Origin of the sequence: Candidatus Leptofilum sp. (assembly GCF_965223285.1) — a bacterium.
Lineage (GTDB): Bacteria > Chloroflexota > Anaerolineae > Promineifilales > Promineifilaceae > Leptofilum.
Window position 1 is genome coordinate 336222 of sequence record NZ_OZ244997.1, and the last position, 24780, is coordinate 361001.

A 24780-nucleotide genomic window follows, 5' to 3' on the forward strand; every position below is an offset into this window, starting at 1 on the left:
TTTGATATTCAGTCTCTGGGACCTAACCCAAGAACTCTTTGATTCAGTTCCCAGAGGGCTATCCGGTTGCTTTCATATCGTAGCAGACTTTCACCTTCATTAAACCTTACCCATTTCGTCGCTTGATGCTCCCAAGATATTTCGAGTCTGAATCCAGAAACCTCAACCCCAAAGCAAAATTCTGGCACAACATAAAGTTTCTCACCCCACAAATATGAGTCTCTGAAATTGTAAGCTGGGACAGAATTAACAGTTTGCAATTGAATAAATTTGCTATCTGTTGGAATTTTGGCCTCTTCCCAGGACTCTCTGCGGGCAGCTTGGAGCGGATTTTCCTCGTCTTCACCCCCACCAGCTATCCCTTGCCAATTGCCGGTATCAGATCGAGAAAAAATAGCATACTCGACAATTGACCCCTTTATCAATCGGAATGGGAAAACTAAAACTTGGAATGGTGCTCTTGCCATTATTCAAATCCAATCAATGAAGGTTTGTTTCTCTTTTGGCCATGAAAGTCTCAGGGCTCACTTGAGATTTTAGAAGTCAGTGGCAGTCCAGTCGAAACTGATTTACTGTTTACTCCCAGGGTATCCATTCTCCATGTTCGTTGAGGATGTGAGGGATGCCGTTTTCGTTCCACTGGATAAATTGCCCAGCGTTAAGGATGATGGCAACGCGGGTGCGGGCGACTTTTTCGTCGGTGGTGGTGTCGTTGAGGCCCCAGGCGGTGTAGATTTGGCCGTTGATCCGGCTGATGGTGCGTTTGTCGCGGAAGCCCATGCGGCTGGCAATCTGTTTATTGCTCATGCCCTGGGCCACCATGCGGGCCACGGCTTGCTCGTTGGGTTCCAGGATGTCCATTGGGGCGTTTTCGTCTTTGCGGCGCACTTCCTGGACGCGGGATTCAATGTCTGGGTCGATGAAAGAACGGCCGTTCACGGCATCTTCTAACAGCGGCATAATCATGGTAGGCAGCAGGTAGTTCGATTTGCGGACATAGGCATAATGGCTGAGGATGCCGCTGCGGCGAAACGCTCGATAGTATTCATCGTCGTCCTGAATGGAGTAGAAAACCACCGGGAGCCTGGGAAATTCGCGACGGATAGCAACGGCCGTTTCGATCCCATTCATCACCGCCGCTAGCTGCACGTCCATCAAAATAACGTCTGGCGTCTGTTCCAAGCAAAATTCCAGGGCTTCTTCACCGGCGGGACAGTCGTGAATGACTGTCACTGTGCCTAAATCTTCCAGACCAGCTTTGAGTGCTGGTCGCAATTTTTCGTTGTCTTCCACGATGAGTAATTTCAGCATACAGGTAACATCCTTCATTTGGCTGAAACAGGTCAAGCACTTGAGTGCGTTTTCATTGGCAACTGAGGCGTCGTTTAGGTGGACACCTTTTATTATTCTTACCCATAACGAAAATCTGGGAGCTGTCTACGATGCTAAATCTAAAACAACGAAGACAAAAAAGCAATATGAGTGGGCAACGGCCGTTTCTCATCCTCGCCCTCATCCTTTTCATTGTTACTGCCCTGTTTCCGTTTGGCTGGCTGGCGACGGTGTGGCCGGGCTTCAGTGACGTGGCTAATTTCATCTTTGGTACGCAAATTTCGCACATTATCGGCCATTTTGCCGTTTTTGTGCTGATGGGCGGTGGCGTTTTGCTGCTGTTTCCGAGCTTGCGGCAACGATTCTGGCTCTACTTTGGCCTGATGCTGCTGCTCGGCATCACTCAGGAATTTCTGCAAATTGCCTCCTTCAAGCACATTATCCCCGCCTTTGATGAAGTCCTAGATTTGACGATGGATATGTCGGGAGCAGCAACAGCATTTTACATTTGGCGTAAGCAAATTGAGAATGGAGATTAGGGATTGGAGATTAATCTCCATTCTCCGATTTCGGAGCAAACATGGAAACCACACACGAAGAACTCATTGCTAAACCGATTGAATCTGAAGCAACCCGACCATTGCCCTTGCGTGCGCCGATGCGCTTGGTGCAAACGGCCGTTTTCCTCGGCATCGCGGCAGATTGGTTGTTTTACGACAGGCCATTAGGCATTTCCCTGCTGCTGTTTGTGGGGTTGGTGCTGGCTGGTTTGTGGTGGAACGGCCGTCGTGAAGCGATTACCCTCGCTAAACAAAACCTATGGCTGCTGCTGCCCCTGCTCTTTTTTGCTAGCATGGCCGCACTGCGCACCAACAGCACTCTGACCACGCTTAATGTCCTGGCCGTGCTCTGCCTACTGGCTTATCTCGCCTTTTTTTACGCCGCTGGGCGTGTAGCCAACCTGAATTTGTTCGGCTATGCGTTGCTGCCACTGCGCGTGTTTGGGCACAGTTTGGCATTAGCTGCGCCAGTCATTCGGCCCAGTGTACAGCAGATGAGGAGGGGTGAAAACGGCCGTGCCCGCCTGCTGCCCCTGTTTCGTGGACTGCTGTTAGCTTTACCCATTCTGCTTGTCTTCACCCTGCTGCTCAGTTCCGCTGACCTCATCTTTGCCGATTACGTGGAAGAGCTGTTCTCGTTAGACATTTTTGACAGGCTGGGCGAATGGATTTGGCGCGGCATCCTCATTTTGTTCATGAGCATCACTTTTGCTGGGGGATTGGCCTTGGCACTCACGCGCCGCGTCGAGGATGAGGAACAAAGCCGCCTAGAGCGCGGTTTGGCCACTCTGCCCAGCCATTTTTCAGTTGGATTCATTGAAACAAGCACTATTTTGGTGCTGGTTAACATGCTGTTTGCTGCTTTTGTGGGCATTCAGTTCACTTACCTGTTTGGCGGTGCAGCCAACGTGACCGAAGCTGGCTACACCTTTGCCGACTATGCCCGGCGCGGCTTTTTTGAACTGCTCACCGTCGCCATTTTGACGATGCTGCTGGTGCTAGGACTGAACTGGCTCTCTCGACGAGAAAGCAAGCGGCAAATTCGGCTGTTCAACGGGCTGGGCAGCGTGCTGATTGGCTTGGTGCTGGTGATGCTCGTCTCCGCTTGGCGGCGGATGGCGCTGTACGAGGCGGCGTTTGGCTACACTGAACTGCGTCTGATTGTGTACGTTTGCATGGCGTGGCTGGCCATCACCCTGGTCTGGTTTTTCCTGACGCTTTGGGTGCGCCCGGATCGCTTTGCCATCGGTGCGTTGGTGGCGATCATGGGTTTTGTAGCCACGCTCAATCTCATCAACCCGGATGCGTTCATTGCCCGGCAAAACCTGGCTCGCTACGAGCAAACGGGCGATTTAGACGCGTCATATCTGGCGAGTTTGTCCAATGACGCCGTGCCAGAACTGGTGCGCGGCCTGGGGCTGACTGTAGGGGATGCAGAGGAACAACTGCTGCCAATTTGTGCCCGAAGTTGGTTATCTGACGAGTACGATTGCTACGCTACGCCACATGAAATCTTGCGTGAAGAGCTAACCAGCCGGTATGAACAGTTTACAGGGGATGATTCGTGGCGGCGTTGGCCCTCGTTTAACGTGGCGCGTTGGCAAGCGTGGGGAGCGTTGAGCTTTTTAGACATATCGTAGCCGCGCTTTCTTAGCGCGAATTGGAATCCGCGGCTACTCAAAGATGGAGAAGAAAGTAAGTGGAATTAGTATCGAAACAAACAAAGTGGACAAACTTATCAATCAAACGGCCGTCCTGGTGGCTCATCCTTGTACTTTTGCTGCTGGGCGTGGCTGGGTGGCTTGTTTTTCGGCGGTTAACGGCCGTGCAGATGGGGCAACCGTCTGTGGGGCTGACGCCGCTCACGGAGCTGGGCAGCGGGACGTATCATGGCGCGCAAGGGGGTTTGTATCCGGGTGGCAGTAACGAACGGCCGTTTACCCATGAGGCGGTCGGGATTGAAATTGCTAAAAGTATACGGCCGTTGGCCACTGATGGAACCGTTGATGAGCAAAACGGCAAAATTGGCTTCGTAGCCGTCGGCATGTCCAACACCTCCATGGAGTTTGAGGCATTTTTGGACCAGGCGGATGAGATTCCCCAGCTAAACCCGGCCGTGGTGCTAGTGGATGGGGCGCAGCACAGCAAGGCGTCTCAATTTGTCGCCAATCCGAATGATGAATATTGGTCCGTTTTAACCGAGCGGTTGACGGAAGCTGGCTTGAGCGACGAACAGGTTCAGGTTGTCTGGCTAAAAAATGCCCGCGCCCGCGCAAAAGCCCCCTTCCCAGTGGATGCGTTGATGCTTAAGAATGATCTAAAAGAGATTGTCAAGTTGCTGCATGGGCGATTTCCCAATTTGAAGATTGTGTATCTTTCCAGCCGCACTTACGGCGGCTACGCCACCATCGATCTCAACCCAGAGCCATATGCTTACCAGTCGGCCTTTGCCGTGAAGTGGCTCATTGAGGACCAAATTACAGGAGATGCCGAGTTGAATTTTAATTTGAACAGCGGTTCGGTGAATGCGCCCTGGCTAAGCTGGGGGCCATACCTGTGGGCAGATGGTACAGCCAAAGAAGGCGGCGGTTTTGTTTGGGAGCAGTCGGATTTTTCCTACGATGGCACCCATACATCCCCATCTGGCCAGGCAAAGGTGGCGGGCTTGCTCTACTACTTTTTACGCACGGATGAAACGGCCGTTCCCTGGTTTCTAGCGTCTGAATGAAAACAACCAGCCCCCCGCAGGTTTGTTCTAGAACACCGTTTGCGGATGGAACCTGCGGGAGGTTTATTTCGAGGAAACAAAATGACCCAAACACCCACCAAACACACCCTTTTGCTGCTGGCAGCACTGCTTTTCACATCTAGCCTGGCCGTAGCGATGTGGTTTGTACGCTACGCTTACACGGGCACCATTCATTTTGTCTTTTTGCTATGGAACCTGTTTTTGGCCTGGTTGCCAGTTTTATTTGCCTTGCTGGCGCGTCGCAAAGGTGCCAGCCGTTTGGGGCGATGGATTTGGGGCGGTCTGTGGCTACTTTTTTTCCCCAACGCCCCTTACCTGCTAACAGATTTGCTCCATTTGGGTCAGATTGGTCGGGTACCAATTTGGTATGACCTGATCATGCTCATTACCTTTGCTTTGGCCGGGTTGTTTGTGGGCTTTGCCTCATTATTTTGGCTGCATGATTTGGTTTCCCGCTCCTGGAATCGGCTGGCTGGCTGGCTGTTTGTGCTGCTGACGTTGGGTTTGAGCAGTTTTGGCGTTTACATCGGCCGTTTTCTGCGCTGGAACAGTTGGGATTTATTGTTCAATCCCACTATTTTGCTGCGCGATTTGGCCGATCATTTACTGGTTCGCAGTCAATTAATGGAAACGGCCGTTGTCACCGGGTTGCTAACGGCCGTCTTCATCGGCAGCTACTTCATCATCTTTGCCCTGCCACCACAGCTTCATGAAAAGCGGGAGATTGGAGATCAGAGATTAGAGATTCGAGGTCAATCTCCAATCTCTAGTCTCCATTGGAGGAGGTAGACATGAACCAGTCGCTCTATTCTGATGACCTGTACAAGCCGGATTTTCCCTCGTTGGGGCTGTTTTCTACCTGGTTTGGCGTGGTGCTAATTGGGGTAACGGCCGTTTTGCACACGGGCAGACCTAATCAGGGCGGCTATTGGGCGCAGCCGCTGGCCGAGGGAATGAAGTTTGTGCTGGTAGCACTCATTTTGGCTTCTGTGTTTTACCTACCTTTTCGTGCCGAACGGGGCGTAAAGTGGGCGGCATTGCCGCTGGTGATCAATGTCGGCACACTGATTATTGTGCAGTTGGTGCCTTTTGCTTCGCTGTGGGAAGGTGCCCGCTTTCGCTGGCGCATGAGCCATTATGAAACGGTGGCGAACATGGTGGAAAATGGTGAACTGGTGGCTGGCGAGAGCGGTTCCATTTTACTGCCTGAAGCGTACCGGTATTTGTCGGCGGAAAACGGCCGTATTTGGGTAGAAACAGACGGTGAAAAGATTTCCATCTTTTTCTTCACCGAGCGCAATGCGCCGCGCAACTTTGCGGGCTACTTTTACCGCAGCGACAGCAACCCACCTCAGCAGGGTGATTTCATGGGCCGCTGGCGGCATGTCTCCCAGAAGCAGGCTAACTGGTATTTTTGTATTTCAGAATAGGTCATAGTGGTTGGTTGTTAGTGGCTAGTTCAATGGTTTGCTCACTTGCAAACCGGCTTCGTGCGCTATAATTCTCCCTTGTGCTTTAGACAACTGTCTAATATTTTGGCACACTGGGAGCAATGATGACCACACAGGCTCTGCCTTACATCTCTTTTTTGGGCTTTTTATTTGGCTCAACCCTGGTGGCCTCGCGTTTTAGCGTGGGACAGTTTCAGCCAACCACCTACATCGGCCTGCGCCTGACCATGGCCAGCCTGGGACACATCGCCTTTTACACCTTTGTCAACCACCGCTACAAATGGCCAACGGACCGCCGATTGTGGCTGCACGCTTCTGTTTTGGGTATTTTGGGAACGGCTGTTCCCATGACCTCTATCGTTACCGCCTTGCAATATCTCTCCAGTGGATTAGCCGCCATTTTTATCACCACCAGCCCAGCCATTACGGTGCTGCTGGCGCACTTTTTCTTGCCAGATGAGTCGTTAAATTGGCGCAAAGCGTTTGGCGTGGTGCTGGCCTTAAGCGGCACGATTGTGCTGGCTGCCAGTGGTGAAAGCGGGCTGGCTGACGTAGGTCAGGCCAACCCGTTGGGGTACATTTTGATGCTGATTGCGATGACGATGGGGGGTGCAGCGGCCGTTTACATTCGCAAATATCTCAGCAATTACAGTGCCTTCGACGTGGCCAGTATTCGCATGTTTGTAGCAGCTCTAGTGGTGATGCCGCTCTCCACCCTGATTATTGGCTTTGACCTGCAAAATGTGACGGCAACGGGCTACACGGCCCTTGTATATGCGGCCTTGGTTGGCACCTTTTCTGGCCTGCTGCTGGCGGTTTACAACGTCAAGCGGTTTGGGGCCACGGCCGCGGCCATGACAGGCTATGTAGTGCCAGTTTTTGCTGGTTTAGGCGGTGTGCTGCTGCTGGATGAACGGATTACGGCCATTATGCTCGTCGGTGTCGTGCTGATTGTTGCAGGGATAATGATTATCAACCGCAGCTAGCTTTGCTGGACAGTAACTCCTTTTGGCACCACGACAACAATGGTGTTTGCGTCGTCAGAAACGGCCGTTACCAGCTTCAATCCTGACGGCACGCTAACCTGTACCACCTTTCCCCCACTACTCGCTGTTGCTTCGGCATTTTCCTTGTCCCGGTCAGGAATCATAATGGGGTCTGGCAAGATGACGGGCGTTTCAGTTGTTTCTGGTTGACCTGCTTCTGCTTCGAGTGTGATGCCATCAATGAAAAAATCTTTGGGGCGCGGCCATTTGCTCTTCACGCGGATTTCGATGATGGCTGTCCCGTTGTTAGGGACCGTGAAGGTGTGCTTATGTCGGTGCCATTTGCGGTTGCCCATCTGCTCACCGTTGACCCAGCTCCCCTGCCCGTTGACCCAGACGCCTGATTCAGCCCCGTACGGGTCAGGATCGTTATTGAGCACTGCTAAAACTGGCACGACAAGGGTTGCCTGGCTACCCGGTTTTAGCCCGGTGACCACCTGTTTCAACTCTACACCAAAGGGGCTGCCGGCGTGAAAAACTTTGTACGTTGTGTCGCCAGCCAGAATAAGCGCATCTTTAGCCCCAAGCTGCTCATTGGGGGGCAACTGCTCGGCTAATTTGTGTACGCATTCTGGTACCCCAGCCGCTTTATCCCCTGCCCCAAACAGCGAATTGCCTGGTTCAATCCAGCGCAAAATCCAGCCATTTGGCTGCTGGTTGATCAAATTGCCGTAAGGGGGCATGTCCATCCATCCGCCCGTAAAGGTTCCGTTTTTTAGCATGTTGAGACTCCTTGCACGTGAAAAAAATTGTTAATTGCATTGTTTTGGTTCATGTTGATTATAGAGGGGCGCAAACAGGTTTTGCAAGAGGGGGTTGACAAAGTGTAGATAGTACACTATACTGCCGCACATAAGTGTTGTAAATACACTATTTATACAAAGGAGCAGCACTCATGTTTGGATTATTTGTGATTTTGACGGTTGGGGTAGTAAGCAGTGCCGTGGTTTGGGGCGGTGCCATGCTGTGGGCAACGGCCGTTTCCCTCTTCTTCTTCGTTGCTTTTTGGGGGTACAGTCGCTTTGGCCTTGTGCAGGTGCCAGAGATGGAAGTTGGCGTGGTTTTTAACAAGCGGCGACAAGCATTTGCACGCTTCATGCCGCCTGGTCGGCACGCTTTTAACCCGCTCACTGAGCAATTTACGCACACGATTCCCACGGGGTCTGGGTCGGCAAACGGCCGTTGCCAGACGGTCCAAACCAGCGGCGGCATTGCGCTAGATGTTGAGTGGAGCGTCAATTTTGAGATCGACCCATTCCAAATTAAAGCAGCCGCACGACCCAAATTGGCTCGCAATTTGCCCAAAAAAGCGAACAGCATTGTTACCAAGCATCTCAATAACTGCTTGCGCCACGTCATTGGCGAATTGACCGTTGATCAGGTGTGTGAGCCTGGGGCAACGCGGCGATTGGAGCGGGCAGTACGGCAGCAGTTGGCTGCCCGTTTGTCTGACGCTGGCTTTTCATTTTCCCGCGTGATGATTGGCGCGATTGAAATGCCCCGTCACGTGAAAGCTGCGCTAGAAGCGGCCCAAGAGCGTGCGGTGCAAACCGAAAATGAAGCACGTGCCCTGGCTCGATTACAGCAGGTGGTGAGCCAATTCTCAGAAGACGATATGCAGCGGCTAATGGAACTTGAGCGAATCCATACTTTGGGGCAAAATGGGGTGGCTTTGGTCTATTCAACGGCCGTTAATCAACCCAAAACAGCTCGACGGCCGTCTTACGCAAGGTTGAATCGTAAATCGGCGACCATACCTTCGTAATTACCCAAATTGGTTTCTTTTTGTTTGCCTAGTCGAGTAGCTCATCGAATAAATTATGAGTTACTCATAAAAAATAGCAATTATGAAAATAGCGATTGGTTCTGACGAGAAATGCTATCTGACAGATCATGTGGTTGCGCTAGTGAATGAGCGTGGCGATGACGTAACGCTCTTTGGCCCGCTGCAAGATGAAGCGCGGGATTGGCCTGAAGTGGCCCGTGAGGTTGCTGAAGCTGTGGCCAACGGGCAAGCTGATGAGGGGATTCTGTTTTGCTGGACAGGCACGGGCGTGAGCCTGGCGGCGAACAAGGTGCCGGGCATTCGTGCCGCTTTGTGTGATGATGCCGAAACAGCCAGAGGGGCGCGTTTGTGGAACAATGCCAACTTACTTTGCCTTTCTATCCGTCGCACGTCGGCCGTGCAGGCCAAAGAAATCCTGGAAGCGTGGTTTGGCACGGCCTATGTGCCTAATGAGGTGGATGACCGCTGTCTGCGCCAGGTGGATGTGTTGGAAGCAACTTATCGAACTCCAAAATAAGCATTGGTGCGGATGCGTTCCACGCTACCTGTGCCCAGGCAAGCTATCGCACAGTTAAGAAACGGTAGCTGCTAAAGAATGATTGGTTTGAGGACGGCGATGGGAAAACGGCCGTCGTCTGCCAACTTCTCCCAAGAAACAGTTCCCCATAAAACTACAACCAAATTCTTGAACAAAGGCTGTTGCAGTCGAGCAGACTCAATTTTGCGGAGCAGTTGCCAAAAGTCTGCTGCCAAGGGTGCTCGTAGAAGCTGGTCTGCTTCGTCGAAGGAGAGCAGGATGGGTGTTTTTACTTGTGGCAGCACCTTTTCTTCCAGAAATTGCACAAACGCTGCTGCTGGATCGTCTGTACTGTGTGTTGTCCACCAGTCGCCCTCGGGCAGCGGCACATTGAGTTGGATGGCGAGAAGGCGCAAGCTGTTGTGCATCCATCTGGCAAAATCATATTGATAATCCAGGTCGATCAGGTCGAAGTAAGCGGCCGTCTGCCCCAGGTCGGTCAGTCTAAGAGCCGTATCGGTGAGAAGCCGGTAGCGCAAGGGGGCATTTTCCCCCTGTACATAGCAGCTTTTGCCAGATAAAACGGCCGTAATCAATGCCGCTTTTGCTTCCAATAATTCATTTTTAAACGGCCCTGTTTGCGTGCGTGACATCTGTTGCCGACGGCCGTTCATCTCTGGTTGTATACGCATCATGTTCATCTACCTTTACCGGAAGACCCCCTGCCCCCGGTGACAAGTTCATGAATTCACTGTACTCTGGTTACTTGGGTGCCTTTGTATTCCCATTTACATTTCTGATGTCTAATTCATCTAAAAGTCAACAAAATCAACGGGTTTTCACACCTTTCTAGTGACCAAAACGGATGAAAAGTAACGATTTATCAGATTGTATTCCTCTTGTGGATTACGAACGAATGTTCTATAATCAGGACCATGACCGACATTTTTGTGAAGCTGCAAGATATTGCCGTAAATATGCACCTGGAACCGGCCGAGGAGACAAATTTCAATCCAAAGCCAGCGGTAGCACCGTGCGGGCAGGTGGTAACACCACGACATTCGACAGTGCAGCCACGCCATGCCGCGGCCAAGCAAGCGGCTTTGGGCATCTCACATGCTGTTATGCCCGGCGGCAAGACCAAACCCATGCTAAAAACGCTGCTTACGTCTGCTTGTGAGCGCAATTGCTACTACTGTCCCTTCCGGGCTGGTCGAAATTATCGGCGACATACCTTCCAGCCAGGGGAGCTTGCCAAAGCCTTTATGCAGATGTATCGGGCGGGCATGGTCGAAGGGCTGTTTTTAAGTTCAGGCATTATCAAAGGAAGCGTGACAACGCAGGATAAGCTGCTGGAAACGGTCGAAATTTTGCGCAAAAAGCATCAGTTTAAGGGATATTTACACCTGAAGGTGATGCCTGGCGCCGATAAAGCACAGCTGCGACAGGCCATGACGCTGGCCGACAGGTTGTCGGTTAATTTGGAGGCCCCCAACGACAAGCGGCTGGCCCTGTTGGCTCCGAAGAAAATGTTTTTTGAGGAACTGGTACGGCCGCTCCAACTCATTGAACAAATTCGGCAGGAGGAACCGGCACATCTAGGATGGAACGGCCGTTGGCCCTCGACCGTAACCCAGTTTGTGGTGGGGGCTGTGGGGGAAAGCGACGTCGAGATTCTGTCCACCACAGAATACCTGACCAAACGTCTGCGACTGGGGCGCGTCTACTTCTCTCCGTTTAGCCCCATCCACAACACGCCGCTGGAAAACCAACCAGCCGAAAATCCGTTGCGAAAGGTACGCCTCTACCAAACCTCCTTTTTGTTCCGCGACTATGATTTTGGTTTGGAGGAGATGCCATTTGGCCAAGATGGCAATCTGCCGCTGGATATTGATCCCAAGCTAGCCTGGGCACAAAGCAATTTGCAGCACAATCCGGTTGAGCTAAATCAAGCCCACCGTTTAGAACTGCTGCGGGTGCCTGGTATTGGCCCCAAAAGCAGCCACACCATCCTCAATGCCCGACGGCAAGGGCGACTGCGGGAGTTAACACATTTGCAGCAGCTAGGGATTGCGACCAAGCGGCTGGCCCCCTATGTGCTATTGGATGGGAAACGGCCGTCCTTCCAGCTTCCCCTCGATTTGTAAGATTTTTTGTGGCGGACCAGACTTATCCAACTGATGTTACGCACTTCTAGATAAAAAGAATTCAAAAGTCTTGCAGATGGTCTCACGATTTGCCAGAGGGATACCAGACTTTTGAAATCTACGCTGCGTAACGTACATTGCCAACCTAAAAGCGGGTACAATTACCAGATGAGAATGATGCGATTATTGCTGTGGATTGGTTGGTTCGCTTTGCTGATTGGGTGTAGTGACGGTGTAGAAACGGCCGTTTCCACACAAGACGAAGCGACCAGCGGCTCACTTTTTTACATCTTGCAAGAGCCACGCCGTCAGGCATTGATGCGTTTTGATGTGGCTGCAGAAAGTGTTGAGTTGCTGTTTGAGGTGCCAATGAATGCGTGGCTTAGCCACATGGCAGCTTCGCCAGACGGCAGCCAGATTGCCATGACCTACGCCCCTTCCCCCGGTGAAAACGAGATTCAGTTCGGTTATAGTAGCCTCTATTTGCTGCTGGCAGACGGCCGTAGCGAGCCGCGCTTGCTCATTGAGCGAACTGCCGAGCAGGAAGTTTTTTTTAATCCTGCCTGGTCACCAGATGGGCAGTGGCTTTATTACTCCCATGTAGCTCCCCTGGATGAAGAAACGTTCACGTTTACCACCATGCTGGAGCGGCTGGAATTGGCTACTGGAAAGGTAGAACCGCTGGCTGAAAATGGCATTTGGCCGAGGGTGTCGCCAGACGGCCGTTCCCTAGTATACGTCAATATTGACCAAGATTCATTGGCTGCGGAGCTGATTTTGGCCGCGGCCGATGGCAGCAACCCGCAGGTGCTGGTGCCACGCAACCGCTTTGTGACGCTGGACAGTCCCTTTTTCTCGGCAGATGGGGAACGGCTTTACTTTTCGGCCGTGGCGGAGCAGGCAAGTTCGGCTAGCTGGTGGGAGCGGTTACTGGGAATCGAGGTGGTGGCTGCCCACGATTTGCCTTCTCGCTGGTGGCGGCTGCCGTTGGACGGTGGTGAACCAGAGCCAGTGACCCAAGAGGCACAGGTAGGGCAATATGGGTCGTTGTCGCCAGACGGCCGTTCCATTGCGTTTACGACTCAATCCGGCCTTTACCTGATGCAACCAGATGGCAGTGATTTGCGGCTGCTGCTGGCACAGTCGGCCTCTGATTCATTGAGCTGGACACCCTAATGCCCCCAACACGCTTTATCGGTGATCCGATCACGGTAGAATTTGATAACGAGCCGCTGTTTGCCAAGCAGCCACCCTGCCCAGCACGCTTCGTGTGGCGGGATGAACCATTTAAGATTGTGGCAAATTTGCAGGAGTGGCGGGATTACGGCCGTCGCGGACGGATGGCGAACAATATGCGGCCAGAAAATCTAAAAAAGGCGGCAAAACGGGGTTCTTGGGGTGTGGGGCGGTACTATTTTCGGGTGCAGGTGGGCGACGGCCGTTTATTTGATATCTACTACGACCGGGCCCCCAAGGGGCAGGCACAGCGATTGGGGAGCTGGCATCTGTACCAGGAGATTTTGCCAGATAATCATGATGAGAAGTAAAAGGCGGTGACTCTTCCCAATCACTGCCTTTACCCCTCAAAAAGGTCTTCTACTTCTTCCCAAATAGGTTACCCAACACGTTGGATGCTTGGTCTACCATGCCAGGATTCTCCAGCAAGCTGTCTACCTGACCAGCCAAGGGGGCTGGTAATTTCTCTTTGAGAAAATCCAAAACCGCTTCGGCGGCTTTTTGAGCCTGTGCTTCAGGTAATCCAGTCCGTTCTGCTACAGCTTTGACTAACTCGTCCATTTATGCGCTCCTTTGTAAATTATGCTGCCTGTTGGATGCAGATTTTGGTAACTGGTCACAAATTCAGCAAATTGTAGAATGATTCTGATGCTTATAGCTCACTCCCTAGCTTCATTTTTTGCCAGGAAGCACTGCGATCCTTTACAGTGACAGGCTGGGTGAGATCACTCAACACGTCAAGCACGTAGCGTTGATGGCGCATTCCTACCAATACAGCGCTAACCCCGGCGGTGCTGCGCAAAGCACGTACGGCCGTTTGGCTCAATGTGTTTGCTTGCCAATCTGGGTCGGCGGCAACGGCCGTTTCTTGAATACGGGCCGTACGCTTGGCAGCCTGCTCCTGATAAAACGCACTCAGTGCTGCCAAAGCAATATTGGCCGCCTCCACATACTCATCCAGCCATAAAACGGCCTCAGCGGGCAAATTTGGGCGGTTGGAGAGGAATTCTACGACCGTCTGCGAGCGAGGCAGAATAAACCTGGTTCTTATATCTTGCCAATTTTGGAATGTACCAAATCCGTCCCAGTTGCCCTCGAGCATTTGCCCTAAAGAAAGATAATTCAGTAACTGCTGGTTGGTTTCCTCATCCAGATTGAGACCAGGTAGATGTCTGCTACTGAACTGTTTTTCTAACTGCACGCAACTGTCAACCGCAGTTGACACTTCCTCTGGTGTGGCCGGGTAGCTGGGAGGCAGCACATCGGCCAGCCGAGTTAAGCTCTCCTGCACGATGGCATTAAGGGGGCGGTTAATCAGCACGGCCAAATTGTGATTCCGGGCAAACTGTAACACGGCCTGCCCCTCCGGCTGGCTGGCCTCAGTGGCCGCACCGGTTTCTAGCAGGTTCACAGGCAGTTGCACCCAGCGAAAGTGGTGATCTGAGCGAATCTCCTGGGCAATTTGCCAGATGTAGCTCAGGTTGGTGAAGGTGTAGCTGTGGGCCGGTTCTGGGAAGCTGTTTGAGCTGATGCCATAACTTTGGATACGGCCGTCCGCCACTGCTTGTTCCAAATATTCAAAAGCTAGCCGAATGCGCCGGTAATATGTGCGTCGAGCCTCATCCAGAGGGAGTGGACGGCGTTTGGCCCAGCTTAGGTAATATTCCGGGTTATGCAGCAAATAAACATCTAGCGTATCCAGGTTGAGCCGCTCCAGGCTGCGTGTGAGCTGGTCTTCCAAAAAGTCAGGGTGAATGCAGTGATCAAGGCCCTCAGCATACTTTACCAGGTTGGGAAACGGCCGTCCCGCCTGCTTGCGCTGCTCGGCCAGAGTATAGTTAAATCCTTGCAAATAGCCTACTTTAGAGATGACTACCACCTGTTCCCGGTTCAATTCACCAGTGTCAATTAGCTCGGCCAACACGCGGCCGATCAGTCGCTCAGAGCCACCGTCGCCGTAATTGCTGCTGGTGTCAATTAGATTGATGCCGTTTTGTAAGGCTTGCCGCAGGGCTTGTTCGTGGTTCTTTTGCCCAACTGTGACTCGATAGCTGCCAAACCCTGCCTGGCTAATTTGCCACTCCAGCCCTGGCAAAGTGGTGGTGCTGATGTTTGCATGTTGCTGAAAATAGGATTGGGTGGAAACGGCCGTTGCCTTGCCAGGAATACTCATATGCTCTCCAAAAATCTTGTTTGAATATGCTGTTAATCGTAAAGCGTTATGTAGCAAAGGGCAACGCATTTACATAAATGTTTCCCGTGAAACGTCAACCACGGTTGACATTTTCCCCCCACCCTGCTGGTGGATAAAGCAGAATTTACTCTTTTGCGGTAGCAAATAAGTGATAACACGAAGTGGAAGAGGGTGTTTGCTCTGTAGCAGTCCCAGCAAAGGCAACAACCAATTTGTGACGCGCGGCCCGCTTTGCGGGTCAAATAAACGACCAATTTCAATAAATTTGGTGGACTTTTGTAAGGGTTTCTTGCTTAACCAAACAGTACCTCTTGTAGTAAAATATAAATATCTTTACAGATTTTGTTGCGGTTTGATAGAAAATGGCAGGAAACGGCCGTTAATCTAAGCGACGATTTGGCAAAATTTGTAAACACCCATGGCATGGATAAGTGAACAATGCAGACCAAAGAGAAAATTCTAGTAATTGATGATAGTCGCGAAATGTTGCTTGTTATGAAACATTTGTTACTAAACAATGGGTACGTTCCCCTGCTGGCCGAAAATGGATTGGCAGGCTTACAAATGGTGGAGGAGCACAACCCTGATCTCATCATACTAGACTTAAATATGCCCATCATTGATGGTTGGGAAGTGTGTGAACAGATACGTGAGAAATCCACCTTGCCCATTATCATTCTTACAGCAGCCCATGTCACCAGTGAAGACACAGTGCGCGGATTGGAATTGGGGGCAAATGACTACGTCATAAAGCCATTTGATCAGCAGGTGATGGTAGCCCGCATCCGTTCGGCTTTGCGCTGGTCTGTAAAAATGCCAAACGGAATTTTGTATGATGATGGCACACTTTCTATCAATGTGCGTAAACGAGAAGTGATTAAAAACGGGGAACTGCTCAAACTCACCAAAAAAGAATTTGCCCTACTTGTGGCTTTAGTAACCGAATCTCCCGCGGTGGTCAGCCATGAAGATCTTTTTAGCCAAGTGTGGGATGACAGCTACACATTTGATGTGAATTACGTACGGATATTTGTAGGACATTTGCGCAAGAAACTGGAATACGATCCGGCTCATCCAGAGTATATTCACAACGAACGCGGGGTCGGTTACCGATTTGAGAAACTAGAGCAAACAGTTCCCGCAGAAAGCTAATCCCCAATTGCAGAACCGCGATTTCCAAGAACACCCAACTGATTGTTACAAACTGATCAATCGGCAAGATAGTGTACCGATTAATTTGCCTATCTATAGGACTTACCAGCACTCTGGCATGGTCTCCTGACCGAGCCAGCTAGGCGGCACGATGAGACACCGGCTGCAGCTGAAAAAATGCGTAATTCCTAATCTATTTATCTTGTAGTGCAACGAGCAAGCTGTTGACATGCTGCTGAATGATTTCTAGTTGCCGCACCACCTCGGCTTTTTCCCCTGAAGGTAATCCATGCACTTGGATACGAGGTAGATGCTGCATGATGTAACGAAGCCGAGTGATGTTGTCTACCTTGATTGTGCCAGGCGCAAGATCAGGCAAGATATCTGCCGCGTGAAGCAGAGCAGTTGCACTTTTATCCATTGGGGCAAAAAGGTCTTCTTCATTGGGTTGGTTCCAAGAAATGGCTTCCTCCTCCATCTCCGCAATTTCCTGCAAATCTCGAATCGTCTGATATACTGTTTTGTCTGGATTTTCCTTGAGGTAGCGAGCCACCTCTTTTACTTCTGCTGGGGTCAAATCACCGGCTTGCCTTGCTTTGTGTAATGCTCGCTGCTGAGATGGCTTAAGCCCCTGGTAAATGCGGGTATCCCGCTCAGTAAGCAGTCCGCCCCGCACGTCCTCTTGGATTTCATCTGGCAAATCGAGCAGCTTGATAAGCTGGTGAATACGCTGACGCGAATAGCCTAGCCGCTTGCCCACTTTGGCCCAAGACATCTTTTTGCCCCAGGGTTCCTCGCTGGTGACACCCTCTTCACGGGCCGCATCCAGCTCATTCTGCATCAACTCCCGTAGCCGAAGTAGTCCAGCCGCCCGGTCTACATCGTTTAAATCCTCACGCTGGATGTTTTCCACGAGCTGCCGGACAAAGCGGGTCACATTGTCATAGTTGCGCCGCTGTACCACGGCTGGAATTGTTTCCAGCCCGGCCATTTGTGCGGCTCGCCAGCGTCGCTCGCCATGAACAATTAGGTAATTGTTAGGGGCAATTTCAGTAACTTCAATTGGCTGAATGACGCCATCTTGGCGGATGCTTTCACTTAGTTCCTTTAGGCTCTCTTGCGGAAAGGTTTGGCGTGGTTGGGAGGGGTCTGGTTGGATCGCATCCAGACGCAAAGCCAGGAGCACCAGCCCTGACGCCTGTTCGATGTCATCACTGGTACTAAACAGCTTCTCCAGGTCGCCAGCATGTGGTTTGCTTGGCTGTGACAGGTTGATTTTGCCTCGTTTTTTTCGTCCCATGCTAACTTCCCTCAGCAATTTGTTTGGCAATTTGACGGTAAGCGTTAGCTCCTTGACCATTGCCATCATAGGCAATGATGCTTTGGCCAGCAACGGCACTTTCAGCAAAGCGAACGGACCGTTTGACAATTGGCTCAAAGATGCGGATGCCGTCGCCATACTGGTTATCAATGGCGGCCAGGATGTCTCGCGTCAGCGTGGTGCGGGTGTCGGCCATGGTGAGTAGAATGCCTTCGATGTCGAGGTTGGCATTGAGCTTTTTGCGTCGCACTGTCTCGATGCTGGAGAGGATCATTAACGCGCCCCGTGCTGCCAAATATTCGGTTTGGATGGGAATAATGACGCTGGAAGCGGCCGTTAGGGCATTGACCACTAACAAACCCAATGATGGATTACAGTCGATGAGAATGTAATCATACTGGTTGATCACACTGCTCAGAATAGTTGTCAAGACGCGTTCACGGCTGAGCGTATTGATGAGTGACAGTTCAATCAGGCTCATTTCAGCCTGGGCAGGCAGGAGATGAAACTTCTCGTCGGTTTCATAGATAGAGCCAATCACGTCACTTTCGTATCCGTCGATTTCAGCTTTGAAAGCATCATAAATGGTGGGACTAAGGTTGTCGGGATCAAAGCCAGAATGCTGGGTAAGATTGCACTGGGGGTCTAAATCGACGGCTAAAACCCGGTAGCCCATCTCACCCAGAGCGGCCGCTAGATTAATAGTGGTTGTCGTTTTGCCGACACCTCCTTTTTGCATGGCCACGGCAATAATTTTAGTCATTGCATCTCCTCATATTTTGGTGGCTGGTGACTTGTGGTTGGTAGTTGCTTTGCTGAAAGTCCTCATCCATTCTTTTGCTTGCCAACCATAACACGAAGGGAAACGAGCGTCAATGAAGTGTCAACCGGGGTTGACAGTTGCTAGACAGGCAGCTCTTGAGAATTATTTGGCATAGTTAGAGTGGTTTGTGTTGGGTAATTTGGCCGATTTTGAGCTGGTTTTGTTGATCAGGGTGTACAAATCTAGAAAAATTGCTTACAATATAACACAGTGCGTTATATTTGGTAACGCAACGTGTTATACAATTTTGGAGTTCGCATTTTGTGGCGGTCAGCTTTAGTAGACGGCCGTCCTGTTGTAATCGGCAATATGCTGTTCAGATAAAGAATAGTTGTTTGGCTGATTCTTTTCTAAACAAGGTTAAAAATGACACAAACTTCCCCGCATTTCCCATCCAAGCCTGATGATGTGTACGATTACGTCGTTATTGGCTCTGGTTTTGGCGGCAGCGTTTCAGCAATGCGCCTAACTGAGAAGGGGTACCGCGTGCTAGTTTTGGAGCGTGGCAAGCGGTATCGTGCTGAAGATTTCCCGAAAACAAATTGGAACATTTTTAAATATTTGTGGCAGCCAGCTTTGCGCTGCTTTGGCATCATGGGCATTAACTTTTTGGATGACCTGATGATCTTGAACGGCAGCGGTATTGGCGGAGGCAGCTTGGTGTATGCCAGCACCCACATTGAGCCAGGCGAGAAGTTTTACGAAGCCGAAGAGTGGGCCGATTTAACCGATTGGCAATCTGAGTTGGCACCCCACTTCAAGACGGCCAATCGGATGCTTGGTGTGCGAGAAAACCCCCTGTTTTGGCCAGCAGATTATCGTTTACAGGAGATTGCCAACGAGGTTGGGCAAGGTGATACCTTTAAGCCGACGCCAGTTGCCATTTTCTTTGGTGATCCGGGTGAAACGGTGCCTGATCCGTTCTTTGACGGCGAGGGGCCAGACCGGGCTGGCTGTATACATTGCGGTGGCTGCATGGTGGGTTGCCGCCACAATGCCAAAAACACGCTGGATAAAAATTACCTCTACTTTGCTGAGAAGTGGGGGGCGGAGGTACGGTCTGAGGCAAATGTGTTGGCATTACGGCCGTTGTACGGACCGCAACCCGGTGCTGCCAGGTACGAAATCGAATACGAGAAAGTCACCGATTGGATGTTTAAGCAGAAGCAGACTGTTCGTGCTAGAAACGTGATTGTGTCAGCTGGCGTGATGGGTACAGTGAATCTGCTGCTGAAATGCCGCGACGAGGCAAAAACGCTGCCGTTACTCTCCGAGAGATTGGGGTGGATGGTGCGTAGCAACAGTGAGGCGTTGATGGGTGTCACTGCCCGTGATGGCGAGGTGGATTACTCCAAAGGTGTGGCCATTACCTCCCACTTCTGGCTGGATGAGGTAACCAGCGTGGAACCTGTGCGCTACCCGCGTGGTTCGTCGCTGATGCGCAATTTAGCAGTGCCACTGGTGAGTTTGAAAGGTGGCGGCTGGCAACGTTTTGGTCGCTTTATTGTGGAAGGGGTGAAACGGCCTTATGACTTCCTCAAGGCTCGATTTTTACCTGACTGGGCCAGGGATTCCACCATTTTGCTCATTATGCAAACGGCCGAAAACCGGATGCGGCTCAAACGTGGGCGCAGCATTTTTACGCTGTTCCGCCAGGGCTTAATCAGCGAACGAGACGACAGCCTGCCCATTCCGGCCGTGATTGATGCGGGTCGCTCAGTGGTAAATCGGTTTGCTGAGAAGACGAACGGTATTCCACAATCTACCATGAATGAAGTGCTTTTGGAAACGCCCTCGACCGCCCACATTTTGGGTGGTTGCGGCATTGGTGCTAGCGAGGCTGATGGGGTGATTGACACCAAGCATGAGGTGTTCAATTATCCGGGGTTGTTTGTGGCGGATGGGTCAGTCATTCCAGCCAATTTGGGCGTGAACCCGAGCCTGACTATTACAGCGATGACTGAGCGGGCTATGAGCTTGGTGCCGAAGGCCGAAGCGGCAGAAAAGATACGGCCGTTAGCCATGCCAGCCCATTTACCCGAAGAATCAAATGGAAACGGCCGTCGCCAACGCATTTTGGCCTGGGCAGGAGTTGCTGCTTTGGGTGGTTTGGCCTTGTTTAGCTTGTGGAAGAAAAGATAAAGTTGTAATAATTAATTGAGAATAATTAACAATAAATTGTGAAGTGGCTTTTCATTCACCATTCTCAATTAATTGTTCACAATTCATTATTTTTAAGGAGTGCAAATAATGGGGACAATGGCAGGTGAGGTTATTAAGGGACAAGCGTTAAACGGCAAGGCTGAATTTTTACCGTTTGTCAATCCGGCAACGGGCGAGCAGTTTGGCTCTGTGCCAATGACGCGAGAGGTCGATGTGCAAAATACCCGTCGCGAGATGGCTACTGCCGCCCGCACCTGGGCAGCCAAACCGGTGAAAGAGCGGGTACGCATTGTGCGGCAGCTACAGGCATTGCTCATTGATGAGATGGATAAGATTACGGCCGTTATGAATCAGGATAATGGCAAAAGTCGTCAGGATGCGCTGGCAGAGCTGTTCATGAGTGTTGATCTCATTCACCAATATTGCAATAAAGCACCACGCTGGTTGCGCCGTCGCCGCATCTCCCCAGGTTTGCAAATTTTTAAACGTTGCTACATTGAGCAGCACCCGCATGGGGTGGTGGGAATTATTGGCCCGTGGAACTACCCGCTGGTGCTTATTTTGCCACCAGTCATTTCAGCACTGCTGGCAGGCAATACCGTCTTGGTGAAACCGTCTGAAGTGACGGCCGCCACTGGTGTGATGATTGAGAAGCTGTTCCAGAAATTGCCTGAGTTGGCTCCGTTTGTGCGCTTTTTGCACGGAGACGGCCGCGTTGGGGCAGCTCTTGTTCAATCCAAGCCAGATTTCATCTTTTTGACAGGTTCTACCAAAACGGGGCGGATAGTGATGCGGGCTGCTGCTGAAAATATGACCCCCGTCGTCTGCGAGCTAGGTGGCAAAGACCCCATGATTGTGTTGGAAGATGCCGATATTGAAGCAGCCGCACGCTGGGGAGCTTGGGGTGCCTTCTATAACACCGGGCAAACGTGCATGGCCGTAGAGCGCATCTACGTTGTTGAAGCGGTCTACGATCGCTTTTTGGAAGCCTTTTTAGAGGAGACGCGCCAGCTAAAGCAAGGATACAGCCCCGAAATCGAGAATCTTAATGATCTTGGCCCCCTTACTTTTCAGCGGCAAGTTGACATCATTGAAGACCATGTAGACGATGCCCTGGCAAAGGGTGCGCACATCATCCACGGTGGCAAGCGGGATGGCATGTACATGGAGCCAACGGTGATGGTGAATGTGGATCACAGCATGAAAATTATGCGTGAGGAAACATTTGGCCCTGTGGTGCCTATCATGATGGTGGACGACGAGGTGCATGCCATTCAGTTAGCAAATGATTCCAATTTGGGGCTGAGTGCTTCAGTTTGGAGTCGTGATTTGGCTCATGCCGAAAAAGTGGCCCACCAGCTTTACGTTGGCTCAGTAAACATCAATGACACGATGTCTCACTTTGCGATTCCGCGCTTGCCGTTTGGCGGTGTGAAGGAATCTGGCATTGGGCGCACCCACGGCAAGAAGGATTTACTGCAATTTACGCAAACACGGGCGTTTGTGGTGGGCAATCCGCCCTTGCCATTTGATATTGCTACGATTTTGCGCCAGCCGGGGAATTACAAGTTGGGGTCGGGCATTATTCATTTGGCATTTGGCACCACGCCTAAGCAAAAATTGAAGCCAGTGGTGGAACTCATCGAAGAAAAAGAGATAAAACCGAAGGCGAAAAGGGCGGGAACGGCCGTTGGCCTCACCGCTGCATTAGGGGCTGCCATCATTGCTTTTGTGCTTCGCACCCGAAAATAGATAGATTGCGCAATCCCTATAAAAACCCATTTTATAGGGATTGAATCTAATAATAAGCAAAAAAGCAAGTAAATGGTGGGCGATTTATTTGCTTTTTGTTTTTTAACCTAGATAGAAAGAATCAATAAATATGCCAATATTGTTCCTTCCAATCTGTTTGAAACACCCTAACCAGCGGCGGGGCGGGCGGCTAGAGTAACGTTGACGGTTTGAGGTTGGCCATCGCGCATAATTTGTAGCTGAATGGTTTGCCCCACCACGGTTTGCTGCACCAGGTAGCCGAGCAAATCATCAAATTCCACAATTTCCACGTCATCGACACCAATGATAACATCTGGATTGTTGCCACCGCGCAGTCCGGCTGCGGCCGCTGAACCACCGTTGATTACTTCGCTGATGAGGATGCCAGTTTGGTTAGCTGGTAGTCCAAGTGCGGTTGCTGCATCTTCTGAAATGATTCCCCCACGAATGCCGAGCCATGGGGTTTCGACACGGCCGTTTTCAATAATCTGGGGCACAATGTTGCTCACTATGTTGGCTGGCACCGCGTAGCCAATACCCGACGAGCCGCGCACGGGGGATTCGATGGCCGTGTTCACACCAATCACTTCGCCATTTAGGTTGAGTAGCGGACCGCCAGAATTGCCAGGGTTAATGGCAGCATCCGTTTGGATGATGTTGGGAATTTGGAAAGGTACGCCGTTTGGCCCAACTGCGCCGGGAAACAGGCGATCCAGAGCGGAGATGATGCCGGTGGTCATGCTGTTTTGCAAGCCAAACGGGCTGCCAATGGCGATAACAATTTGCCCCACCTTTAGCGCATCTGAATCTGCCAGTTGGACAGGTGGAATGTCTCGGATTTCGTTGGCATCTACCTGAATCACAGCCAGGTCAGAAGCTGGATCGGTGCCAACAACAGCGGCAGGGAGCCGACGGCCGTCTTCAAAGTTCACCACAATTTGGCCACCATTTTCCACTACATGGTTGTTGGTGACGATATGCCCATTGCCATCAATTAAAAAGCCAGAGCCTTGCCCACTACCAATGACAATGTTGACAACTGCGGGGTTCACCTGCTCATAAATGGAAACAAACTGCTGTTCCTGAGTGAAGAGATCGGTTGTTGGGGCGACGGGTGGGGCGGCAACGGCCGTTTCCACGATGGGAGCAGCTTCTTCCAGAATGGTTGTTTCCGGTTCTGCTTCTTCGGTGAGGGTGTGGATGGCTTGGGTGACGGGATTGGCAACGGCCGTTTCTGCAGCGCCGCACGCTGCCAGCATCAGGGTGAGCAGTACAAAAAATGGGAGCCACGCATACTTAATAGCGCTTTTAGAGAATTGATGGTTCATTTTGCCTCCAGACAAGTGTGAAAAATATAGATGAAGGCAGTATGCTGGGAAATTGCAAACTATTTGTAAAGCGTGGCTGAGAGAGGGGTGATAGAAACGGCCGTTTCTGAGAACGGCATAAGTTGAGCAACGAATTACGCGAATTTGACGAATTTTTTTCGCATGAATTCGCGTAACTCGCTGCCAAAAAAATGATAGACTATTTTCCGGGCAAGGTCGCCAGCCAATCTTCAACAGCTTGGTTAAACGCCGCGTCACACTCTTGCTGCGGTGTGTGGCCGCAATCGGGAATGACAACCAGCTCGGCGTTGGGCAGTTCGCCAGCCAGCCGAATGCTCTGTTCTGTCGGCACAATCGTGTCATCGGCACCAGCAATGACCAAAATGGGCAGCGTGAGTTCGGCAAAACGGCTTTCCAAATCAAACTGGCTTGAAGCGGCGGTAAATTCCCACAATGCTACATCCCAATTATCTACTTTGGTGCCGATGGCGGCGCGTTCTTTTTGAACGGCCGTGTACGTGTCTGGAGGCTCCAACGTCGCGAGAATTCGAGCAAAGAGCGGCCCAATGCGCTGAAGCTGTGGCGTCTCGGCCAACGACACCACAAAAGCGGGCGCACCATTGCCGGTAAAGACAGCGGGCGCAGCCAAAATCAAGCCATCAACCCGATCTGGATGCTCTAGCGCAATTTGCATCGCTAACGAGCCGCCTGCCGAGTTGCCGACCAGAATGGCACTGTCCAGACGAAGTTCGTCCATGAAGGTGATAGCGTGAGAAACGGCCGCATCCCGTGAATAGGGGTTCTCAGCTTGCCAACTGCCAGCGAGCGGCCGTTCGCTTAGCCCAAAGCCAATCCGATCGTAGCTGGCCACGCGCCCTTGCTCCGCTAAATAAGGAAACAGTTCATCCCAGGTGTACAAATTGGAGGCAAAGCCGTGCAGCAATAGATAATTTTGTCCATCTGTCTCGGAGTCCCAATAATGAATGTCCAATCCATCAGTGCCAGGGTAGGGGAGGGTAAGGAACTGGCTTGGTTCCTCGGCCAGTGATCGAGCCGATACAGTGTTTTCCAGCGGCGGAACCAGCACTAAAAATGGGCCGACACTCAGAACAAACAATAGCAAGAACAAAATAGTGCCAAGAATGCGTAACAACTTTTTCATAAGAAATCCTTTGAATTGAGTTTAGGCAAATTTCGGTGCG

Annotated in this window: 24 protein-coding genes; 14 read left to right on the forward strand and 10 right to left on the reverse strand. The window is 51.3% G+C overall.

All coding sequences use genetic code 11. From position 1 onward, the window contains the following. Positions 1–8: 8 nt before the first annotated feature. Both ACOQPU_RS02000 and ACOQPU_RS02005 read right to left on the reverse strand, forming a co-directional pair. A complete protein-coding gene (locus ACOQPU_RS02000) occupies positions 9–467 on the reverse strand; it encodes an NUDIX hydrolase (protein ID WP_420643457.1) in 459 nt (152 codons plus the stop codon). 109 nt (positions 468–576) lie between these two features. After that, the gene (locus ACOQPU_RS02005) at positions 577–1329 is read right to left on the reverse strand and encodes a response regulator (RefSeq protein WP_420643458.1); all 753 of its coding nucleotides are present in this window, start codon (positions 1327–1329) and stop codon (positions 577–579) included. Between the two features lie 113 nt (positions 1330–1442). On the opposite strand from ACOQPU_RS02005, the gene ACOQPU_RS02010 reads away from it, so the two are divergent. The 6 genes from ACOQPU_RS02010 to ACOQPU_RS02035 all read left to right on the forward strand — a co-directional run bounded on the left by ACOQPU_RS02010 (position 1443) and on the right by ACOQPU_RS02035 (position 7078). Further along, positions 1443–1871: a hypothetical protein gene (locus ACOQPU_RS02010; RefSeq protein ID WP_420643459.1), complete on the forward strand. Its 429-nt coding sequence runs from the start codon at positions 1443–1445 to the stop codon at positions 1869–1871. Positions 1872–1912: 41 nt separating this feature from the next. After that, positions 1913–3532: a DUF4153 domain-containing protein gene (locus tag ACOQPU_RS02015; RefSeq protein ID WP_420643460.1), complete on the forward strand. Its 1620-nt coding sequence runs from the start codon at positions 1913–1915 to the stop codon at positions 3530–3532. A 59-nt stretch (positions 3533–3591) separates the two neighbouring features. Further along, a complete protein-coding gene (locus ACOQPU_RS02020; RefSeq protein WP_420643461.1) occupies positions 3592–4620 on the forward strand; it encodes a hypothetical protein in 1029 nt (342 codons plus the stop codon). A gap of 81 nt (positions 4621–4701) precedes the next feature. Next, positions 4702–5430 carry a DUF1361 domain-containing protein gene (locus tag ACOQPU_RS02025; protein WP_420643462.1) on the forward strand — a complete coding sequence of 243 codons (729 nt, stop codon included), beginning with the start codon at positions 4702–4704 and terminating at the stop codon, positions 5428–5430. Positions 5431–5432: 2 nt separating this feature from the next. Next, on the forward strand, positions 5433–6071 hold the full coding sequence (locus ACOQPU_RS02030) for a hypothetical protein (RefSeq protein WP_420643463.1): 639 nt from the start codon (positions 5433–5435) through the stop codon (positions 6069–6071). Between the two features lie 122 nt (positions 6072–6193). Continuing rightward, entirely contained in the window at positions 6194–7078 is an 885-nt protein-coding gene (locus tag ACOQPU_RS02035; protein WP_420643464.1) for a DMT family transporter, read from the forward strand. On the opposite strand, the gene ACOQPU_RS02040 is transcribed toward ACOQPU_RS02035, so the two are convergent. Continuing rightward, positions 7075–7860, reverse strand: coding sequence for a hypothetical protein (locus ACOQPU_RS02040; RefSeq protein WP_420643465.1), 786 nt, complete (start codon positions 7858–7860; stop codon positions 7075–7077). The two genes, ACOQPU_RS02035 and ACOQPU_RS02040, sit on opposite strands and share 4 nt — an antisense overlap. 173 nt (positions 7861–8033) lie before the next feature. On the opposite strand from ACOQPU_RS02040, the gene ACOQPU_RS02045 reads away from it, so the two are divergent. After that, positions 8034–8903, forward strand: a complete 870-nt coding sequence (locus tag ACOQPU_RS02045) for an SPFH domain-containing protein (RefSeq protein ID WP_420643466.1) — start codon at positions 8034–8036, stop codon at positions 8901–8903. An 82-nt stretch (positions 8904–8985) separates the two neighbouring features. After that, positions 8986–9441, forward strand: coding sequence for an RpiB/LacA/LacB family sugar-phosphate isomerase (locus tag ACOQPU_RS02050; RefSeq protein ID WP_420643467.1), 456 nt, complete (start codon positions 8986–8988; stop codon positions 9439–9441). 71 nt (positions 9442–9512) lie between these two features. Here the strand turns inward: ACOQPU_RS02050 and ACOQPU_RS02055 are convergent, their stop codons facing one another. Next, a complete protein-coding gene (locus tag ACOQPU_RS02055; protein ID WP_420643468.1) occupies positions 9513–10136 on the reverse strand; it encodes an AAA-like domain-containing protein in 624 nt (207 codons plus the stop codon). Positions 10137–10376: 240 nt separating this feature from the next. On the opposite strand from ACOQPU_RS02055, the gene ACOQPU_RS02060 reads away from it, so the two are divergent. The 3 genes from ACOQPU_RS02060 (at position 10377) to ACOQPU_RS02070 (ending at position 13135) form a co-directional block, all read left to right on the forward strand. Next, positions 10377–11588, forward strand: a complete 1212-nt coding sequence (locus ACOQPU_RS02060; RefSeq protein ID WP_420643469.1) for a radical SAM protein — start codon at positions 10377–10379, stop codon at positions 11586–11588. 174 nt (positions 11589–11762) lie between these two features. Next, positions 11763–12764: a hypothetical protein gene (locus tag ACOQPU_RS02065; protein ID WP_420643470.1), complete on the forward strand. Its 1002-nt coding sequence runs from the start codon at positions 11763–11765 to the stop codon at positions 12762–12764. Further along, entirely contained in the window at positions 12764–13135 is a 372-nt protein-coding gene (locus ACOQPU_RS02070) for a DUF6504 family protein (protein WP_420643471.1), read from the forward strand. Before ACOQPU_RS02065 ends, ACOQPU_RS02070 begins: the two co-directional genes overlap by 1 nt. Positions 13136–13184: 49 nt before the next feature. Here ACOQPU_RS02070 and ACOQPU_RS02075 read toward each other — a convergent pair whose 3' ends face one another. Both ACOQPU_RS02075 and ACOQPU_RS02080 read right to left on the reverse strand, forming a co-directional pair. Beyond that, entirely contained in the window at positions 13185–13385 is a 201-nt protein-coding gene (locus ACOQPU_RS02075) for a DUF2267 domain-containing protein (protein ID WP_420643472.1), read from the reverse strand. 91 nt (positions 13386–13476) lie between these two features. After that, positions 13477–14997 (reverse strand): aldo/keto reductase, encoded by a 1521-nt coding sequence (locus ACOQPU_RS02080; RefSeq protein ID WP_420643473.1) that lies wholly within the window; start codon positions 14995–14997, stop codon positions 13477–13479. 459 nt (positions 14998–15456) lie between these two features. On the opposite strand from ACOQPU_RS02080, the gene ACOQPU_RS02085 reads away from it, so the two are divergent. After that, positions 15457–16170: a response regulator transcription factor gene (locus ACOQPU_RS02085; RefSeq protein ID WP_420643474.1), complete on the forward strand. Its 714-nt coding sequence runs from the start codon at positions 15457–15459 to the stop codon at positions 16168–16170. A 193-nt stretch (positions 16171–16363) separates the two neighbouring features. On the opposite strand, the gene ACOQPU_RS02090 is transcribed toward ACOQPU_RS02085, so the two are convergent. Together ACOQPU_RS02090 and ACOQPU_RS02095 are read right to left on the reverse strand one after the other, a co-directional pair. After that, positions 16364–17470, reverse strand: coding sequence for a ParB/RepB/Spo0J family partition protein (locus ACOQPU_RS02090; RefSeq protein WP_420643475.1), 1107 nt, complete (start codon positions 17468–17470; stop codon positions 16364–16366). A 1-nt stretch (position 17471) separates the two neighbouring features. Next, on the reverse strand, positions 17472–18254 hold the full coding sequence (locus ACOQPU_RS02095) for a ParA family protein (RefSeq protein WP_420643476.1): 783 nt from the start codon (positions 18252–18254) through the stop codon (positions 17472–17474). Positions 18255–18680: 426 nt separating this feature from the next. Here ACOQPU_RS02095 and ACOQPU_RS02100 point away from each other — a divergent pair, with 426 nt between their 5' ends. Both ACOQPU_RS02100 and ACOQPU_RS02105 read left to right on the forward strand, forming a co-directional pair. Further along, a complete protein-coding gene (locus tag ACOQPU_RS02100; protein ID WP_420643477.1) occupies positions 18681–20456 on the forward strand; it encodes a GMC oxidoreductase in 1776 nt (591 codons plus the stop codon). Between the two features lie 108 nt (positions 20457–20564). Then, positions 20565–22229, forward strand: coding sequence for an aldehyde dehydrogenase family protein (locus tag ACOQPU_RS02105; RefSeq protein ID WP_420643478.1), 1665 nt, complete (start codon positions 20565–20567; stop codon positions 22227–22229). A gap of 167 nt (positions 22230–22396) precedes the next feature. Here ACOQPU_RS02105 and ACOQPU_RS02110 read toward each other — a convergent pair whose 3' ends face one another. Both ACOQPU_RS02110 and ACOQPU_RS02115 read right to left on the reverse strand, forming a co-directional pair. Further along, the gene (locus ACOQPU_RS02110) at positions 22397–23578 is read right to left on the reverse strand and encodes a S1C family serine protease (protein ID WP_420643479.1); all 1182 of its coding nucleotides are present in this window, start codon (positions 23576–23578) and stop codon (positions 22397–22399) included. Positions 23579–23777: 199 nt separating this feature from the next. Next, the gene (locus ACOQPU_RS02115; protein ID WP_420643480.1) at positions 23778–24740 is read right to left on the reverse strand and encodes an alpha/beta fold hydrolase; all 963 of its coding nucleotides are present in this window, start codon (positions 24738–24740) and stop codon (positions 23778–23780) included. Positions 24741–24780 lie beyond the last annotated feature (40 nt).

Bases quoted from the DNA above. Each gene is read 5' to 3' on its own strand.
- ACOQPU_RS02110 (WP_420643479.1), bottom strand. From the start codon at position 23,578: ATGAACCATCAATTCTCTAAAAGCGCTATTAAGTATGCGTGGCTCCCA.
- ACOQPU_RS02080 (WP_420643473.1), bottom strand. From the start codon at position 14,997: ATGAGTATTCCTGGCAAGGCAACGGCCGTTTCCACCCAATCCTATTTT.
- ACOQPU_RS02060 (WP_420643469.1), top strand. From the start codon at position 10,377: ATGACCGACATTTTTGTGAAGCTGCAAGATATTGCCGTAAATATGCAC.
- ACOQPU_RS02005 (WP_420643458.1), bottom strand. From the start codon at position 1,329: ATGAAGGATGTTACCTGTATGCTGAAATTACTCATCGTGGAAGACAAC.
- ACOQPU_RS02010 (WP_420643459.1), top strand. From the start codon at position 1,443: ATGCTAAATCTAAAACAACGAAGACAAAAAAGCAATATGAGTGGGCAA.
- ACOQPU_RS02100 (WP_420643477.1), top strand. From the start codon at position 18,681: ATGACACAAACTTCCCCGCATTTCCCATCCAAGCCTGATGATGTGTAC.
- ACOQPU_RS02025 (WP_420643462.1), top strand. From the start codon at position 4,702: ATGACCCAAACACCCACCAAACACACCCTTTTGCTGCTGGCAGCACTG.
- ACOQPU_RS02105 (WP_420643478.1), top strand. From the start codon at position 20,565: ATGGGGACAATGGCAGGTGAGGTTATTAAGGGACAAGCGTTAAACGGC.
- ACOQPU_RS02075 (WP_420643472.1), bottom strand. From the start codon at position 13,385: ATGGACGAGTTAGTCAAAGCTGTAGCAGAACGGACTGGATTACCTGAA.
- ACOQPU_RS02055 (WP_420643468.1), bottom strand. From the start codon at position 10,136: ATGATGCGTATACAACCAGAGATGAACGGCCGTCGGCAACAGATGTCA.
- ACOQPU_RS02045 (WP_420643466.1), top strand. From the start codon at position 8,034: ATGTTTGGATTATTTGTGATTTTGACGGTTGGGGTAGTAAGCAGTGCC.
- ACOQPU_RS02030 (WP_420643463.1), top strand. From the start codon at position 5,433: ATGAACCAGTCGCTCTATTCTGATGACCTGTACAAGCCGGATTTTCCC.
- ACOQPU_RS02095 (WP_420643476.1), bottom strand. From the start codon at position 18,254: ATGACTAAAATTATTGCCGTGGCCATGCAAAAAGGAGGTGTCGGCAAA.
- ACOQPU_RS02070 (WP_420643471.1), top strand. From the start codon at position 12,764: ATGCCCCCAACACGCTTTATCGGTGATCCGATCACGGTAGAATTTGAT.
- ACOQPU_RS02050 (WP_420643467.1), top strand. From the start codon at position 8,986: ATGAAAATAGCGATTGGTTCTGACGAGAAATGCTATCTGACAGATCAT.
- ACOQPU_RS02015 (WP_420643460.1), top strand. From the start codon at position 1,913: ATGGAAACCACACACGAAGAACTCATTGCTAAACCGATTGAATCTGAA.
- ACOQPU_RS02000 (WP_420643457.1), bottom strand. From the start codon at position 467: ATGGCAAGAGCACCATTCCAAGTTTTAGTTTTCCCATTCCGATTGATA.
- ACOQPU_RS02085 (WP_420643474.1), top strand. From the start codon at position 15,457: ATGCAGACCAAAGAGAAAATTCTAGTAATTGATGATAGTCGCGAAATG.
- ACOQPU_RS02090 (WP_420643475.1), bottom strand. From the start codon at position 17,470: ATGGGACGAAAAAAACGAGGCAAAATCAACCTGTCACAGCCAAGCAAA.
- ACOQPU_RS02065 (WP_420643470.1), top strand. From the start codon at position 11,763: ATGATGCGATTATTGCTGTGGATTGGTTGGTTCGCTTTGCTGATTGGG.
- ACOQPU_RS02115 (WP_420643480.1), bottom strand. From the start codon at position 24,740: ATGAAAAAGTTGTTACGCATTCTTGGCACTATTTTGTTCTTGCTATTG.
- ACOQPU_RS02040 (WP_420643465.1), bottom strand. From the start codon at position 7,860: ATGCTAAAAAACGGAACCTTTACGGGCGGATGGATGGACATGCCCCCT.
- ACOQPU_RS02035 (WP_420643464.1), top strand. From the start codon at position 6,194: ATGATGACCACACAGGCTCTGCCTTACATCTCTTTTTTGGGCTTTTTA.